This window comes from Rhizobium mesosinicum (assembly GCF_019511345.1).
In the GTDB taxonomy this organism is placed as follows: Bacteria; Pseudomonadota; Alphaproteobacteria; order Rhizobiales; family Rhizobiaceae; genus Rhizobium; species Rhizobium mesosinicum.
This window is the reverse complement of record NZ_JAEUAK010000001.1, coordinates 802,176-818,748: the sequence shown is the minus strand read 5'-3', so window position 1 is coordinate 818,748 and position 16,573 is coordinate 802,176. Positions and strand designations below refer to the sequence as shown.

Annotated in this window: 12 protein-coding genes; 8 read left to right on the top strand and 4 right to left on the bottom strand. The window is 60.0% G+C overall.

Features of this window, described 5'->3' with window-relative positions; translation table 11 throughout:
- The first annotated feature begins 6 nt into the window (after positions 1–6).
- Complete coding sequence (cueR, locus tag JNB85_RS03790; RefSeq protein ID WP_220333039.1) at positions 7–399, top strand: Cu(I)-responsive transcriptional regulator; 393 nt, start codon at positions 7–9, stop codon at positions 397–399.
- Positions 400–449: 50 nt separating this feature from the next.
- On the opposite strand, the gene JNB85_RS03785 is transcribed toward cueR, so the two are convergent.
- Both JNB85_RS03785 and JNB85_RS03780 read right to left on the bottom strand, forming a co-directional pair.
- Positions 450–758, bottom strand: a complete 309-nt coding sequence (locus JNB85_RS03785; protein WP_220333038.1) for a hypothetical protein — start codon at positions 756–758, stop codon at positions 450–452.
- Between the two features lie 192 nt (positions 759–950).
- A complete protein-coding gene (locus JNB85_RS03780; protein ID WP_183747667.1) occupies positions 951–1,217 on the bottom strand; it encodes a helix-turn-helix domain-containing protein in 267 nt (88 codons plus the stop codon).
- 96 nt (positions 1,218–1,313) lie between these two features.
- Here JNB85_RS03780 and JNB85_RS03775 point away from each other — a divergent pair, with 96 nt between their 5' ends.
- Positions 1,314–2,204: a LysR family transcriptional regulator gene (locus JNB85_RS03775; protein WP_220333037.1), complete on the top strand. Its 891-nt coding sequence runs from the start codon at positions 1,314–1,316 to the stop codon at positions 2,202–2,204.
- A 94-nt stretch (positions 2,205–2,298) separates the two neighbouring features.
- Here the strand turns inward: JNB85_RS03775 and traA are convergent, their stop codons facing one another.
- Together traA and JNB85_RS03765 are read right to left on the bottom strand one after the other, a co-directional pair.
- Positions 2,299–5,607, bottom strand: a complete 3,309-nt coding sequence (gene traA / locus JNB85_RS03770) for a Ti-type conjugative transfer relaxase TraA (RefSeq protein WP_220333036.1) — start codon at positions 5,605–5,607, stop codon at positions 2,299–2,301.
- A 330-nt stretch (positions 5,608–5,937) separates the two neighbouring features.
- Entirely contained in the window at positions 5,938–6,408 is a 471-nt protein-coding gene (locus tag JNB85_RS03765) for a DUF992 domain-containing protein (RefSeq protein ID WP_220333035.1), read from the bottom strand.
- Positions 6,409–6,940: 532 nt separating this feature from the next.
- On the opposite strand from JNB85_RS03765, the gene JNB85_RS03760 reads away from it, so the two are divergent.
- The 6 genes from JNB85_RS03760 to JNB85_RS03735 all read left to right on the top strand — a co-directional run bounded on the left by JNB85_RS03760 (position 6,941) and on the right by JNB85_RS03735 (position 16,458).
- Positions 6,941–7,774 carry a formate/nitrite transporter family protein gene (locus JNB85_RS03760; RefSeq protein ID WP_220333034.1) on the top strand — a complete coding sequence of 278 codons (834 nt, stop codon included), beginning with the start codon at positions 6,941–6,943 and terminating at the stop codon, positions 7,772–7,774.
- 8 nt (positions 7,775–7,782) lie between these two features.
- Positions 7,783–8,934: an HlyD family secretion protein gene (locus JNB85_RS03755; RefSeq protein WP_220333033.1), complete on the top strand. Its 1,152-nt coding sequence runs from the start codon at positions 7,783–7,785 to the stop codon at positions 8,932–8,934.
- On the top strand, positions 8,931–10,547 hold the full coding sequence (locus JNB85_RS03750; RefSeq protein WP_220333032.1) for an MFS transporter: 1,617 nt from the start codon (positions 8,931–8,933) through the stop codon (positions 10,545–10,547). Before JNB85_RS03755 ends, JNB85_RS03750 begins: the two co-directional genes overlap by 4 nt.
- Before the next feature lie 320 nt (positions 10,548–10,867).
- Positions 10,868–12,055 carry an efflux RND transporter periplasmic adaptor subunit gene (locus JNB85_RS03745; protein WP_220333031.1) on the top strand — a complete coding sequence of 396 codons (1,188 nt, stop codon included), beginning with the start codon at positions 10,868–10,870 and terminating at the stop codon, positions 12,053–12,055.
- Positions 12,056–12,058: 3 nt separating this feature from the next.
- Complete coding sequence (locus tag JNB85_RS03740; RefSeq protein ID WP_220333030.1) at positions 12,059–15,175, top strand: efflux RND transporter permease subunit; 3,117 nt, start codon at positions 12,059–12,061, stop codon at positions 15,173–15,175.
- A gap of 32 nt (positions 15,176–15,207) precedes the next feature.
- Positions 15,208–16,458, top strand: a complete 1,251-nt coding sequence (locus JNB85_RS03735; protein ID WP_220333029.1) for an oxalate decarboxylase family bicupin — start codon at positions 15,208–15,210, stop codon at positions 16,456–16,458.
- Positions 16,459–16,573: the final 115 nt, after the last annotated feature.

Sequence of the window (16,573 nt, the reverse complement as noted above, 5' to 3'; positions counted from 1 at the left end):
CAGGTGATGAATATCGGTGAAGCTTCAGAACGGTCCGGACTGCCGTCAAAGACCATCCGCTACTACGAGGATATTGGCCTGATCCGCCCCGACCGGGGCGGAAATGGCTACCGCGACTATGCAGCCTCCGATGTTCACAAACTACGCTTCCTGCAGCGCTCACGCGGGCTCGGCTTCTCGGTGGAAGAATGCCGTCAGCTGCTAGCACTCTACGAAGACAAGAACCGGGAAAGCGCCGACGTCAAGGGGATCGCCGAAGCGAAACTTTCGGAAATCGATCGCAAGATCCGAGAGCTGACGGAACTGCGGCACGCGCTCGAGCATCTCGTTCACGCTTGCCACGGCAATGATCGTCCGGACTGCCCTATTCTCGAAGAGCTCTCCGATAGCGCCACGTGACAGTCTCGTGCCCCTTCCGGATCTCCCGGGCATTTCGCATCCTTGCGATATCAGGAAAGCGGCGGCAGGTGCTTGCCGGCCGCGTCGGAGGACGTCCCCGGCACCACGGCCTTCTCGTCATGTTCATCCTGCATGGTGGTGTCATCCAGCCGATGCTTGATGGCCAACGCGTAGATTACATCGAGAATATTGCGATCCTTTAGATGCGGATCGCTCAGCGCCAGCAGCGAGGCCCGAACGATCTTCTTGCTGGAAGCCTTCGGGCAGCGGTTGCGGACAAAATCATAGAGCGCATCACCCACAAGGCCTTCCATGGCGCCGTCCACGAGAGCCTCGTAGACCCGCTTCTTCTCTTTCATTTTCTATGTTCCCTGCAAATCAGCGGAGCCCATAGTCTGTCATGCAATTGTCATAAGCAACCGCCGAACGTGATACGTTGACAAATGATCAGCTGTGCAATCTGCGGCGCTTCACCAAAGCTACTCGGCTTAAAGATCGGTCGGTGATCTCGCCTTGATTTCCTGTGCGTGGGCAAAAATGCTTACCGAAATTCATGATCGCTTTCGTTTTCTGCCGGATCGAAGCGCGGTCGGTTTTTGCGTGCCGGGATCGATTGGGGCGAACAGAGCTGAGACGTCCACCTCCAGGGCTTGCGCAAAAGCCTCTAAGGTCGAAACGGTAACGTTCTCCTTCCCTCGCTCCACCCGCCCGACGTAAGAGCGGTCAATCTCAGACTCAAAAGCAAGGCGTTCCTGCGAAAGCCCCTTGGCTACACGCAGACGTCTGAGATTCCAGCCGATCGTTTCTCGAACATCCATGCCACGAGAAACGCATATTTGGGGCTTGACAATCGACGGACTGACAGTCCCAAATTAAGTCGTTTTGAAGCGCGTCTTCACGGGAGGGTGTCGGTAATGGAACTACGCCAGCTATCCTACTTCGTTGCGGTGGCAGAGGAGCTGCATTTTGGTCGCGCGGCAGCCAAGGTGAGCATCACCCAGCCTGGCCTCTCAGATGCGATCCTGGCATTGGAGAAGGAACTCGGCGTGCAGCTCTTCCTCCGCTCGACACGGCGGGTGGAACTGACGCGGGCAGGGGCGGCCTTTTACGAGCGGTCAGTGCGGATCCTGAGCGAAGTGGATCTGTCGAGAGAGATCGCCCGGTCTGTTGCCGGGAGGTCGGCGCGAAAGATTGCGATCGGTACCGTCTATCCCGCCACGATCGGCGTGCTGCCGTCCTTCCTGTCGCGCATCGGCCGCAAATACCCTGACATCCGCATGCATATCGAAAGCGGCACCACCGACGACATCATCCGCCATATCGAGGCAGGCCGCATCAATCTCGGCTTCATCAGGCCGGTGGAGAATATCGGCTCCTTGCGCTTCTTCTCGATTGCCCATGAGCGCTATCTGCTGGCGGTGGCCAAGGAGAGCCCGCTGTCTTGCAAGAGCGAGATCGATCTCGAGGATCTGCGCTCGGAGAAGATCATCTCCTTTTCCCGCCAGAACCTCTCCTACAGCGAGCGCTATTTCGCCGAAAAGTTCGAGGAGCACGATCTGACCGACAATGTCGCCTACACCTGTGACGACACCTTCTCACTGGTGTCGCTGGTCTCGGCCGGCCTTGGCATCGGCTTCGTGCCGGAATGGACGCAGGATCTGCCGAACCGCGGGTTTGAGCTTAAGAAGGTGAGGGGCGTCGATTTCAAGATCGGGCTCGGTGTCGCGTGGAACAGGGAGGATCCGACCGCCGGCCGTGACGACATCATCGATATCGCGCGATCGCTGGTGCGGCCGGGGCGATAAAAAATTCATCAACCACTGCGGTCGTGGTCGAAGTATCAGTTGAGCTCGGCAAGATTGCCATTGATTGACTTTACGAACTGCGTCCAGCAATCCGTTATTTCATGGATAGTCCTTGGCTCTTCGTCTGTCGCATTGCCTCCGCCTGCTTAAGTGCTACCGCAGTACGCTCATGCGCAGACAGTTGTTGAGCGGTCCGCATTGAGGCCCAGGCAGCCTTAATCTCCAGCTTTTGCGCATTATTCATTCCGGCGGTTAGGATCTTGAATGTTTCGCCGTCAGCATCCTTCGCCGCTATTCCGAGGAAAGTACGCTCTCCGAACCGTTTAGAAACAGCGCGTGCGAACCTTTCGAGCTCTGCCTTTACGATTCTGTCCGCGAGCACATATTCCAGAGCGGCGGAGCGATCGTTTCGATTGATCGCGTCGCGAACGCGTTCGAGAACAGCCCTCGCATTCGGCGACAGATCTGGGATTTCAACCGACAATTTCTGGCGTTGTGCGCACTCCGCCATCTCGGCCTTTCGCGCGGTTTCAACGCGCATCTTCACAAAGCGCTCCAGAGAGTGAGACAGGGCGGGAACATTGAGAAGAGCGGTTTGTCGATCACGCTTGTCGCTCTTACTGGCCAACAACCCCGTTTTGCCTCTGAGAGCGCCATATAGTTCAGCGGAGTTCGCGATCTTTGATATGGTATTCGCAGCCACCCGTGCGTCCCGGACCATCGCGTCGATATTGACCAACTTGAATGCAGCCTCCGGCTGCGCATAGACGAGACGAAACCGAAACGAGACATCCTCCCACTCCTTCTTAAGGCCGGGATCGGCGTTGAGCCTGGCCTCTATGGCTTGTGCCATCGACTGGGGGAAGACCGTTATGCCGGATACCATCGGCTTTGCGGCTGTATGCGCCCTGACAAGTTGAGCCGTCGATCCGGTTCTTGCGACACCAAGCCTTGCGCCGACGGTGGACAAACGAGTGGCGAGGCTCATGAGCGTCTGCTTCTGCCTGATCATCCAATCGAGCCGATGGTGAAGGAGCGATCTTGCGACCCGGACGAGGTGCAGACCTCGGCATTCGGCAAAACGGAGCGCCTGCCGGTAGAAGGGGCCGCCGTCGTAGTCGAGCGTCGTTTCCTTCGCGTTCATGCGCGACAGGATGGCCTCTAATCCGCCGACTCCTTCGAACGAACGGCGGCCAAAATAAAGGCTGAGATCCTCGCGATGGCGTGTCATCGCCACATAGGTCAGGTGCCGGTCGAGCGAGAGCGAGGCGAGAAGTTTGACCTGATCGACAGTGGCACCCTGGCTCTTATGAATGGTCGTGGCGTAGCCATGGTCGACATGTCCATAGATGCGCTGCTCCACGACGACCTGTCGGAGATCGGCCCCGGCACCAATCCTGGCGACGATGCGCCCGGGCGAGACCTCTACCACCTTGCCCAACATGCCGTTCTTAACGCCGAGTGCGCTGTCGTTCTTCAGAAAGACGATCTGGTCGCCGGCGGAGAAATTTCGTTTTCCGTCCGCTGTCTCGAATGGCAGACCATCGGCGACGATGCCGCGTCCGATTAATGCGGCGCGCGCCTTTTCGTTCAAGGTGCGGACGTCGCGACGCAGATGCGTCAGAATGAGCGACGTCTTGTCCGGGTCGTAGTCTCGCGACCAATCCGATATCAGTTTAGCGACGGCTTGCGCCTTCAGCTCAGAGCCCATGATTTTGTCATTGGCGCGATAAGCGTCGATTGCCCTACCGATATTACCGCGAGCAAGATCGAGGGAGGCGTCGCGCATCCATTGCTCTTTCTGGCGGTAGATCGTGTCGAGTTCGGCATAGCCGATGCGGTCGGTGATCGCTCGGAAGGCGGCACCCGCCTCGATCGGCTGGAGCTGCTCGGGATCACCAATAAGCACGAGTTTCGCGCCGGCTCTGGTCGCCGCTTCCACGAAAAACGCCATTTGCCTTGACGATACCATGCCGGCCTCGTCGAGAACCAAGACCGTCTTGTCATCGAGCTGGTCGCGCCCTTGGCTCCAGCGCCGTTCCCAGGACGAGAGGGTGCGGGAGCCGATGCCGGCCTCTTTCTCCAGCCCCTCCGCCGCCTTGCCGGCGAGCGCGCCCCCTATGACACGGTAACCGGCCGCTTCCCACGCCTCACGGGCGGCCTTCATCATGGTCGTCTTGCCAGCGCCTGCGCGTCCGATCACCGCGGCGATCCGTTCATTCCCGGCAATATGTTCGAGCGCTGTCCTCTGCTCGTCTGACAGGAGCGCGTGCCGCGAAAAAGTCGCCTCCAGAACTCTTCCCATGACGCCGTGCGACGTGCGCTGCGACAACCAGGTCGCTCTGCTTGCCATCTCCGCTTCCAGCCGGATCATCTCGCGCGTGGTGTATTTGGCCGAAGTACGCAGCCCCGTCCCAAGGTCAATTCGTTCCTGGTCGAGTCTGACGATATTCGCGCCCTGCTCAATCCGCACCATTAGACTTCGGAACAGGCGGTCGTCATCGATATAGCGATGCAACACCTTGGCGACATCATGTTCATCAAAGACGCTTTTTTCTCGAGTGATCAGGTCAAGCACGAGTTCGGGACGGCGCCGGATACGCATTGCGTTCTCGGCGCGCCGCTCTTCTTGCAACTCAACCCGATCGAGCGAAACGGGCCGACCTGATCCCGCGGCTATTCTTTCAATCGCTTTGGTGCGAACGCCGAGATGGATGGTTGGGACCAATTCAATTCCCTGCGTTTCGAAGGAACGGCCGTCAACCCGGAGGTCGAGCCCTGCAAGAGCGAGATGTCGGTTCTGCTCGGCAAACCAACCGTCGCGGAAGGTATTGAACTCCTCAATACCGCCTGCCCAGCGCTGGTAGACGATTTTGCCCGCACCATAGCGGAGCGGTTGACCGTCATCTCCGAGCACTGGAACCAAAATTGGGCCAAAGCCGTCTTCCGTCAGCGGCCGCAGCGTTATCATCAGATGCACATGCGGATTGCCAGGCGCGTTATGATACACCCAATCTGCCACCATGCCCCTCGACGTGACGTAAGTCGCCACGAAATCGCGCATCAGTGCGATGTTCTGCGCCGCTGAGAGCTCGATTGGCAAACCGATTGTAATCTCCTTTGCGAGCTGCCCATTTGCTCGCTTCGAGGAGGATTCAACGTCGTTCCAGAAGGCCTCAGACGCGCCAGAAGCAGACCGACCGGCAATCATCGACCGCAGCCACTGCGGCGCATCAGGGGGGATAGCAAATTCCTCGTGCAGGAGGTCCTTCTTACGGGAATAATCGACAGTTCGCGCTTCTCGGTCGAATTCCATCCGCGTACGATGGCAGTAGGCTGCCAAATGCAACGCGCTACGGCCCGAACCGCGCGCGACAATTCTGACCGAGAAATGCGATGCCACAGCGCAAGCTCCTCGCGAAATCGATGGTTTCGTCGAAGGCGGAAGCACAATTGCGGCTTACGAAGTCGATCTCTTGCGCGCCCCCATGCTCCGCCCCTTGAGAACGGTCGGATCATGCGCAAAGCTTTTGGGTGCGCCAACTCGCACATTTGCTAGTAGATCAGCGCCAAGGCTTGCGCCTTTCATCAGCTCGAAAGCAGGAGCCGCATGAAAGGCACAAGGATCGTCTATGGGTGCCAAGCGTCAGATTGGCGAAGGTGAAGGACGGTTTGATTATCAAGCATATCCGAGGTCGCTTCTACCCAGCGGCAAAAACCGACCCGATTGCAATTATTCTGCCAGCTGCAGCTTCAAAGCCGTAACCCCAACCGCCAGATTGACGCCGACATCGCCTTCAAGCGAAACCGGCTGCAGCGAGATGGTCTTGCTCGTTCCGCCGACCAGCACATTGGCGCCGCCGCCGATGCCGACGCTGGCATCGGCCGTCAGACCGGCATAATTACCCGCCAGGGCGGCAACCGGTTGACGCGTAGCGTTAAAGACGAGCCAGACCATGCGGCCTTTTTCGACGGTACCGACGTCGAGCCCGAAATCGGTGATCGTGCCGACGTAATGCTGGCTGGCGTCGCCGGCAGCGCTCGGGGTGAAGGTGCAGTCGATGTCCTGCTTGGAGCCGACGATGACACCAATGCCCTTGGAAACGTCGCAATCCAGCTTGCCGACATCGGCCTGGGCGGCGTTTGCGACGACAGGGGCGGCCAGCATGCCGGCTGCGATGAGAGAAAAAACAGTGATTTTCATGACAGGTCCTATTCGGGTTGAAGATCGCTATCGGCGGCGCAGCCCCGTTCAGAGGAGGCCGGATGCCGTCTGATGTCGTCGACGAGGCTCGCCGATCGAGGAAAAGAATAGGGATGCAGGCCGACGGGATAAAATCACCTGCTGGTTTAGTCGGGCCAATACGTAAGTTTAGTTCCGCGGACTTCGCAATCAGCGTATCTTTCTCTCCATCGCCTTAGGCCTCCTCCTGACAGGCGATAAAAATCTCGGTTACGGCTTCACGGTGTCCCTCCCCTCCGCCAGAAGCCGCGGATTGCCCGAGGATCCGCATATGGCCGCCTTCCGGATTCCGGAGGCGGCCCTTTTTTTGCGGCGATCAGCAATCGCAGGCAGGGCACAAGCGCCTCGGCTGCCAGCGTTGCGAGGCACAAGCTGAACCGACCGGCAGGCCAGCCTAGACGTAGGTATGATTCAGTCATGGAGCGTGGGCGACTAACGTCTCGAGCATCCGGGAAGAGCTCGGTTCGATCATGTAGAGATGCGAGGTGCTGCCATGTATCAGGATTCGATCAATCACTTTGCCCAGTCCGGCGAAGAGAAAGCCGAAGAAGTCCGGAGCCACTTTCCTGCCTTCCTGATTGGGGCGGCGATGGCCGGCGCCTATATCGGTTTCGGCGATATCATCATGTTTACCGCCGGCGCGCATGCCGATCCCGCCTGGGCGCATCTCGTCATGGGGGTCGTCTTCTCCTCTGCCCTGACCATCGTCGTCTTTGCCGGCAGCGAGCTCTTCACAGGAACGGCGATGTATATGCCGCTTGCGGTTCTGACCCGGCGCAGCCGTGCTGCCGATATGCTGCTTGTCTGGGCCGCGGCCTGGATCGGCAACCTGATCGGCGCCATGGTGCTTGCCGGCCTTTTCCATCTCGCCGGCGGCGGCGTGCTGCTCGGCGACGGAAGCCAGGCGTTCTTCTCGATAGTCTCAGCCAAGATGTCTGCAGGATCGCTGGAGCTTCTCGCCCGCGGCATTCTCTGCAATTGGCTGGTCTGCCTGGCGATCTGGATGGCTGGACGCACGGAAAATGCAGCAGCCAAGATCATGCTGATCTTCTGGCCGATCACTATCTTCGTGGCGGCCGGCTACGAACACAGCGTCGCCAACATGTTCACCTTCTCGATGGCGCTGATGGGCGAGCACCCCGCAAACATCACACTTGCCGCCGCCGTCCATAATCTCGTCTGGGTGACGCTCGGAAATCTCATCGGCGGCGCGGTCTTCATGGCACTTGGCTATTGGCTGCAAGTCCATGGCACCGGCCACGTGTCGTTCACACCGGTCCCGGTTCGCGTCCGCGCAAAGATCTCCACAGACCGCAGCAAGAAGTGAGGTTCGCCATGGCCAATCAGATCGCTATTACCAGCCTCAGTCCGTCCGACCCCGCCCGTTCGCCTGCGCCGCCGCAAGCCCCTGCTGCACCGGCTGCGCCCTCCCCGGCAGCCGTGGCCTCATGGAAACGGCTTGCCATTCCCCTTCTTGCCATCGCGCTCGTAAGCTGCGGAGTGGCGATCGTCAGCGTCGACTGGAACCGCTGGGTGGCAGGCGCATCGCATCAATCGACCGACGATGCCGTGGTCAGCGCCGATGTCTCGACGCTCAGTGCTCAGATCAGCGGGATCGTCCTGAGCACCCCCGTCGCCGACTATCAGACGGTGACCAAGGGCCAGTTGCTCGCAGAAATCGATCCGCGGGAATATGATGCGGCAGTCGGTGTCTCGAAGGCCAATCTTGCCGCCGCAAACGCTTCACTTGCCAATCTCGCAAACCAGATCGAATTGCAAAAGGCCGTCGTGCAGGTGGCGGAAGCGCAGAACGCTTCGGCGCTCGCACAGCAGACCCAGACCGAACAGGAGTTCCACCGCCAGACCAGCCTTGGCGGGGCGACCTCGCAACAACTGCTGCAGCAGGCCCAGGCCGCCTATCTGCAGGCTCAGGCCTCCGTCAAATCGACGGCAGCCTCGATCGAGCAGCAAAAGGCCCAGCTAAACGTTCTGAACGGGCAATATCCACTGCTGCAGGCGCAGGTCAATGCCGCCCAGGCTTCACTGGATACTGCCCTGATACATCAGGGCTATTCCAGGATCTATGCGCCTTTCGACGGCGTCATCGGCCGCAGGCTCGTCCACGAAGGCGATTTCGTTTCGGCCGGCACGAACCTCGTGTCGGAAGTTCCGCTTCCGAGCGTCTACATCACCGCCAATTTCAAGGAGACGCAGCTTTCCCGGATCACTCCCGGCCGATCTGCGGACGTAACCATCGATACCTTCCCCGGCCAAACGCTGCATGGCAAGGTTATCGGCCTGTCTCCGGCAAGTGGATCGATCTTCGCGCTGCTGCCGCCCGACAATGCGACCGGAAACTATACCAAGGTCGTCCAGCGCATGCCGGTCAAGATCGTCTTCGACCCTGACCAGCCGCTGGTGGATCGCCTAAAGCCCGGAATGTCGGCCGTCGTGACGGTCGATACCAAGCCGGACCTGGACCGATGAGCGCGGCTCCGCGCGCCTTCGGTCCGCTGACCAGCGGCACGACGACCAGCCGTCCGCTTCTCATCGTCGCGGCGCTGTTGCTCGCCTCCTTCGTTGTCGGCTTCGACACGCGCGTTTTCGCCGTCGGTCTGCCGGATATCCGCGGCGCCTATTCGCTTGGCTTCGACGAGGCGTCCTGGCTCAGCACTGTCGCGAACGCCCCGCAGATCCTCATTTCATCGGCAGTGGCGTGGCTTGCCACGGTCTTCGGCGTGCGCCGGGTGATGATCCCGACGACATTGGTCTATGCCGGCATTTCGCTCATGATTCCGATGGTCCATGACGGCGGCGCACTTTTTGCGCTGCATGCGGCACGAGCCCTTCTGCTCGGCGTCTTCATTCCGGCCACCATCATGGTGATCTTCCGCAATCTCGATATGAAATACTGGCTGATCGGCCTTTCGATCTACGCGCTTCGGGTTCCGCTATCGCAGAATCTCGGCTTCGTCCTCGTCGGCATCTATGATGACTATCTCGGCTGGCAGTGGGTCTATTGGCAGGATGTGATCGTCACGCCGATCATCGCGCTCCTCCTCGTCATCGGTGCTCCCAGGGAAGAGATCAATATCGGCCTGCTCGAAGGCGCCGACTGGGGCGGCATGATGCTGCTCGGCTGCTCGATGACGATGATTTATGTCGGTCTCGACCAGGGCAACCGGCTGGATTGGTTCAATTCCGGCATCGTCACGTCGCTGCTCGCAGGCGGCACGATCCTCTTCATCGGCTTCCTTATCAACGAAAGCGTCGTTACCAATCCCTGGGCGCACGCAAGCGTGATCCTGTCGCGCAACATCGGCATCGGCTATGCGATCATAATCGCTTTTACCTTTTCGAGTTCCGGCGCCTCGATTTCCATTCCAGGCTTCCTGCAGACGGTCGTCGGATTGCGGCCGATCGCCATCTCCGAGCTCTACATCTTCGGCGCCGTTATCCCGGTCTTCCTGTTCATCGCCTTTGCGATCTTCCTGCTGCGCCGGGTCGATGCGCGCCTCTGCATCATGATGGGGTTGGCTGCGATGGCGTTCGGCTCGCTCTGGGGATCAAACCTCACAAAAGAATGGGCGCCTTTTAATTTCCTGCCGGTCGTGCTCCTGCATACGGCGGGGCAATCCTTCGCCTTCTTCGCGACGGTCGTGTACCTCATTGCCAATTCCGACCCGAAACGCTCCACAGCGGTTTCCGCCTATATCCAGGTCGTCCGGCTTGGCAGCGTCGAGCTGGCGCAGAGCCTTCTGAACACCTGGCTGCGGCAGCGCGAGCAATACCATTCCAATATTCTGACCGGTCCCATTTCCCCGTCCTCGGACAGTCTCCACGACGCTTTGGCGAAGCTCGAGACGCTATTCGGAACCGGTCATCATGGGAGCTTGAAGGCTCTTTCCACAGTCGCAACAGCAGTCCATGCCCAGGCGAGCATCCTTGCCTACGCGGATGTCTTCATCCTCTCCTTCTGCTTTGCGATTGCCGGCATTGCCCTTGTCATCTGCATGGGTGCCATGCCCTTTGGGCCGCTGCATCCCGATTTCCGCCGCAAACCGCCGGTCGCCGAGCCGCAGCCGGCCATAACCGGCTGACCGGACGACACTCGATTTATACTTGATTGGTCCGAGAAACTCGGAGCGAATGTTTCTTCGCGCCCGCTTTTCCGCGCGGTTTTTTCCCGGACCCATACCAATGGGGAACGGTGACTAGACCTGCGTATAGATGCGCCGATGCCTGCCCGGACATAGCCTTCTCCCACCAGAATTGATCGGCTGGAGACAGGTAAGCCGCTCAGCCTGCAGACAATCAGCAGCCTGAGCTTTCAAGCCAGCCCGCCAATTCGGAAGACAGATACAGGCCGCCCAGGCCGCGGTCCTCATAGCGCGATCAACTCTTAACCATGGAGCCGGCAGTGACATCCATCCGCACCGTGATTGAACCCCGTCGTCGCCGCAAACCGACGATCTTAGCTGCCGCAGCCATTCTCACCATTGCGAGCGGATCGGCCGCAGCCTTCTGGTTGGCAGGAACCGAGCCGACCATTGCCGCCTCGCAGCCCGGCACGCCGGCCGTACCGGTCGATGTCGCGACCCCTGCCATCACCGACGTGCCTGTCTATCTCGACGGCCTCGGCACGGTGCAGGCCAACTATACGGTCAATATCACGACGCGCGTCGACGGCGAATTACAGAGCGTGATGTTTGAGGAAGGACAGGCCGTCAAGAAGGGTGATCTTCTCGCCGTCATCGATCCGCGCCCCTTCCAGGCAGCCGTCGATCAGGCTGCCGCCAAGATCAAGCAAGACGAGGCCGATCTCGCCAATGCCCAGTATCTGCTCGCCAAGGATCAGAGGCTGTCGCAGCAGCAGATCGTGACGCAGGAAACCCTGGAAGAGCAGCAGGCGCAGGTGGCAAGTGCTGCGGCCCAGCTTGCGCAAGATCAGGCCGCCAAAGAGGATGCCGACGTTTCGCTGTCCTATACGCAGATCCGTTCACCGATCGACGGCCGCGCCGGTATCCGTCGGATCGACGGCGGCAACGAGGTCCACACGACCGATACGACACCGATCGTCACCATCACCCAGACACAGCCGATCACGGTCGTCTCCACGTTGCGCGAGGACGATCTCGACGCCGTGCGCGCCGCGCTGAAGGCTGGCCCGGTCGAGGTGACGGCGATGTCGATGGATCGGTCGCGAGAGCTTGCCTTGGGCACCCTCTCGCTGATCGACAACATCATCGATCAGGCAAGCGGCACGATCCGTATCAAATCGACCTTCGAAAACAGGGACGATGCACTGTGGCCGGGCCAGTTCGTAATGCTGAGGGTCAAGCAGCAGACGTTGCGAAAGGCCGTGACCATTCCCTCTGCAGCACTTGAGCGCGGAGAAGACGGCTTCTTCGTCTACATCATCGACGCTGCCGGCGCGGCTGCCGTGCGCAAGGTCACCCCAGGCCCGATCGAGAATGGTCGCGCCGTCATCGAAAAGGGCCTTTCGGGGAGTGAACAGGTGGTCACGTCGGGACAGTATCGCCTGGATGTGGGCACCCCTGTCAGCATCCAACAGGCGGCCGCTTCGCAAGCCGTCAGCAAGGAGTAGGCCATGTCGATCTCCTCCTGGTTCATCGAACGGCCTATCGCCGCCTCGCTGCTGATGGCAGCTCTTTTCGGAGTCGGCATCGTCGCCTATCCTCTGCTGCCGGTGGCACCTCTGCCGCAGGTGGATTTCCCGACAATCCAGGTCTCGACGCAGTTTCCCGGCGCCGATCCGAAGACCATGGCATCTGCCGTGACCCAGCCGTTGGAGCGGCAATTCGGCCAGATTCCCGGCGTCACCCAGATGACCTCGACGAGCACGCTCGGCTCGAGCGCGATCACCCTGCAATTCGACCTCTCGCGCGACGTCGACAGCGCTGCCCAGGACGTGCAGACGGCAATCAACGCAGCCGGCGGGCAATTGCCGACGGGCCTGCCTTCGCCGCCGACTTATCGCAAGGTCAACCCGGCCGATCCGCCGGTCATGGTGCTGGCCATGACGTCTGACACGCTACCGCTCACTGAAATCGACGACTTTGCCGAGAGCGTGCTTGCCCAGCATATCAGCCAGCTCGATGGCGTTTCGCAGGTTCTTGTCTTCGGCCAGCAGAAGCCGGCGGTGCGCCTGCAGATCGATCCCGGCAAGATCGCCGAGATGGGGCTTTCGCTCGAGGACATCCGCAGCGCCGTAACAGGCATCACCAGCAACGCGCCGAAGGGCAGCGTGCAGGGTGCGGAACACACCTATACGATCTACGACGACGACCAGCTCTTAAAGGCGGCCCCCTGGAACGACGCGATCGTCGCCTATCGCAACGGCGCGCCAGTGCGCATCAGCGATATCGGCCAGGCGATCGACGGGCCGGAAAACAATCAGCTGGCCGCCTGGGCCGACGGCAAGCGGGCAATCCTCCTGCCAATCTTCAAGCTGCCGGGCGCCAATATCATCGATACGGTCGGTGCGATCCGCGCTGCACTGCCGCAGTTGCAGGCGATCGCGCCGGCCGCCATCCACCTGTCTATTCTCAGCGACCGGACGACGACGATCCGCGCATCGGTAGCAGACGTCGAGACGACGCTCATCATCACCATCGCCCTCGTCGTCATGGTGATCTTCATCTTCCTGCGCAACGTCTGGGTGACGGTGATTCCGAGCGTGACAGTGCCCTTGGCACTTCTTGCCACACTGGCATTGATGTATGTCGCGGGCTTCAGCCTCGACAACCTCTCGCTGATGGGCCTGAGTATTGCTGTCGGTTTCGTCGTCGACGATGCTATCGTCATGGTCGAGAACATCCATCGCCATATGGAGATGGACAAAACGCCGAAACAAGCGGCGATCGACGGCGCGCGTGAAATCGGCTTCACCATCATTTCGATCAGCATCTCGCTCATCGCCGTCTTCATTCCGCTGCTCTTGATGGGTGGTATTGTCGGCCGGCTGTTCCGGGAATTCGCAATCACCGTGACGATGACCATCATCGTCTCGGCCCTCGTCTCGCTGACCATCACGCCGATGATGAGCTCCCGCTTCCTGAAGCCGGAAAACGACGCTCGCCATGGCAGGCTCTACAACATCAGCGAAAAGGCGTTCGACGGACTTCTTGCCGCCTATCGTTACACGCTCGCCATAGCGCTGCGCCACCACCGGCTGACGATGACAGCCTTCCTCGCCTCGCTTGCGGCAACCGCCTTCCTGTTTATCAACATTCCCAAGGGCTTCTTTCCGACGCAAGATACCGGCCTCATCACCGGCATCCTCGAATCCTCTCAGGATATTTCCTTCGCGGAAATGTCGCGCCATCAGATCGAGGCCGGCAACATCGTCGCCAGCGATCCGGGTGTTGCAAGCGTCGGCATGGCCGTCGGCGGCGGAGCCGGCCAGACCGTCAATACCGGCCGCATGTTCATCACGCTGAAAACTGAGGAACAGCGCGATGCCTCGGCAGGCGAGATCATCAACAGGCTTCGCCCGAAGCTCGCTCAAATGCAGGGTGCGGAGCTCTTCCTGCAGCCGGCGCAGGATATCAATGTCGGCGGACGGGCATCAGCCACCCAGTTCCAATATACGTTGCAGGACGGCGACGCCGGAGAGCTCGACGACTGGGCGGCCAAGCTGCTTGCCAAGTTCAAGACGCTGCCGGAGCTGACAGATGTCGCTACCGACCAGCAGAATGGCGGCGCCACCGTGACGCTTACAATCGACCGCGACCAGGCATCGCGCTTCGGCATCCAGCCGCAGACGATCGACAACACGCTTTACGATGCTTTTGGCCAACGCCAGGTCACCCAGTATTTCACCGACCTGAACAGCTATCATGTGGTTCTTGAACTTGCTCCGCAGTTCCAGAATTCGCCATTGGCGATCAATGGCCTCTATATCAAATCGCCATTGACCGGCGAAGAAGTGCCCTTGAACCAGCTCGTCAAGCAGACGACGGAACCGACGGCCGTGCTTGCCGTCAACCACCAGAGCCAGTTCCCGGCCGTCACGCTCTCCTTCAACCTGACAAAGGGCACCGCACTTAGTCAGGCGGTTGCCGCGATCAGCAAGGCGGAGACCGATCTCGGCAAGCCGGCAACCGTCATCGGCACCTTCCAGGGCAATGCGCAGGCCTATCAGAGCTCGCTTGCAAGCGAGCCGCTGCTGGTGCTTGCGGCAATTGCCGTGATCTATCTGATCCTCGGCGTGCTCTATGAGAGCTATTTCCATCCGCTGACGATCCTGTCGACGCTCCCCTCAGCCGGTCTCGGTGCTCTCGCCATGCTCTGGGCCTTCGGCTTCGACTTTACCGTCATCGCGCTGATCGGCGTGATCCTCTTGATCGGCATCGTCAAGAAAAATGGCATCATGATCGTCGACTTCGCAATCGCAGCTCAGCGTGAGCAAGGGCTGTCACCGGAAGATGCGATCCGCCAGGCTTGCCTCTTGCGCTTCCGCCCGATCATCATGACGACATCGGCAGCACTTCTTGCCGGCCTGCCGCTAATGCTCGGGCACGGCACCGGCTCTGAGCTGCGCCAACCGCTTGGTTACGCCATGGTCGGCGGTCTGCTCATCAGCCAAGTGATGACGCTCTACACGACCCCGGTCGTCTACCTCTACCTGGAAAAGCTGAACCAATTCGTCAGTCGAAGACGGCCTGCCAGCGCCCAAACCCAGGCGCAAGTCCAACCGGAATAAATCCCTCTCAATCGACGTGAAAGGAGTAAATCATGGAACCTCTTTCAAGACGCACAGTGCTTGCCCTCGGAGCGATGGGTGGAACGGCCCTTGCAGCGGGTGCCGCCCGCGCGGCAAGCTTCGGCAATCCCGACCAGCCGGCCGAGGGTGCTGTCAACGCCAATCCCGCCGGGCTTTCGGATCCCGGCCCGAAGAATCCTGCGATCAACGACCAATTTCCTTCCTTCGAGAACCCGCCGGCAACCGATGTCGGGGACATGCAGCTCTTCTGGGGCTCCTTCAACAATGCGGCCAAGCGCATCCAGAATGGTGGTTGGGCACGGCAGGTCACCAAGTCCGATTTCGCAATTTCCGAGGCCGTCTCTGGCGTCAATATGCGGCTCGGCCCCGGCGGCATCCGCGAGATGCACTGGCACCGGGCTGCCGAATGGGCGATCATGACCAACGGCCGCTGCCGTGTAACCGTGCTCGATCCGCAGGGCCGCGCCTATGTCCAGGACGTAGAGGCCGGCGATCTCTGGTATTTTCCGGCCGGTTACCCGCATTCCCTGCAGGGCCTTGGACCCGAAGGCTGCGAATTCGTCATCGTCTTCGACGAGGGCGACCAGTCGGAATATGGCACGCTGCTCTTGACCGACTGGCTGGCGCATACATCGCCTGAGCTGCTTGCCAAGAACTTTGGCGTGCCGCAGGACATTTTCAAGAACATCCCGTTGCAGGACCTCTGGATCTTTCAGGGCACGGAACCGGGTCCGCTTTCGGCTGACCAGGAAGCCGTTTCTTCCGCGGGCCTGCCGCCCTACCCCTTCACCTACAGGCTGACGGCATCGGCGCCGCTGAAGCAGAACGCGTCAGGCACGATCCAGCTGGCCGACAGCTCCAGCTTCAAGGTCTCCAAGACGATCGCTGCGGCGATCGAGACGATCAAGCCGGGCGCAGTGCGCGAAATGCACTGGCATCCGAATGCCGACGAATGGCAGTACTGGATCAAGGGCGAAGGCCGCATGACGGTGTTCGATGCCGGCCCGCGCAGCCAGACCGCCGATTTCCGGCCCGGCGACATCGGCTATGTCAAAAGGAGCCAGGGCCATATCATCGAGAATACCGGCAAGACCGACCTGCAATTCGTCGCTGTATTCAAGGTCGCCGAATATCAGGAAGTCGGGCTTTCATCTTGGCTGACCCATACGCCGGCAGCACTCGTTGCCCAGCATCTCAACATCAGCGTCCAGGACATTGCGAAATTTCCTGCCGATCAGCCGGGGATCATGCCTGAGGGCTGATCCCTTGCTTCCACCGGCAAAACACTCACTTCCGCCGTGGCGAACGGCGGAAATTCTGGCCTTGCCACAAAATGACGGGCTTTCTTCGGGCCGATTCCAAAAAATCTACATTGGC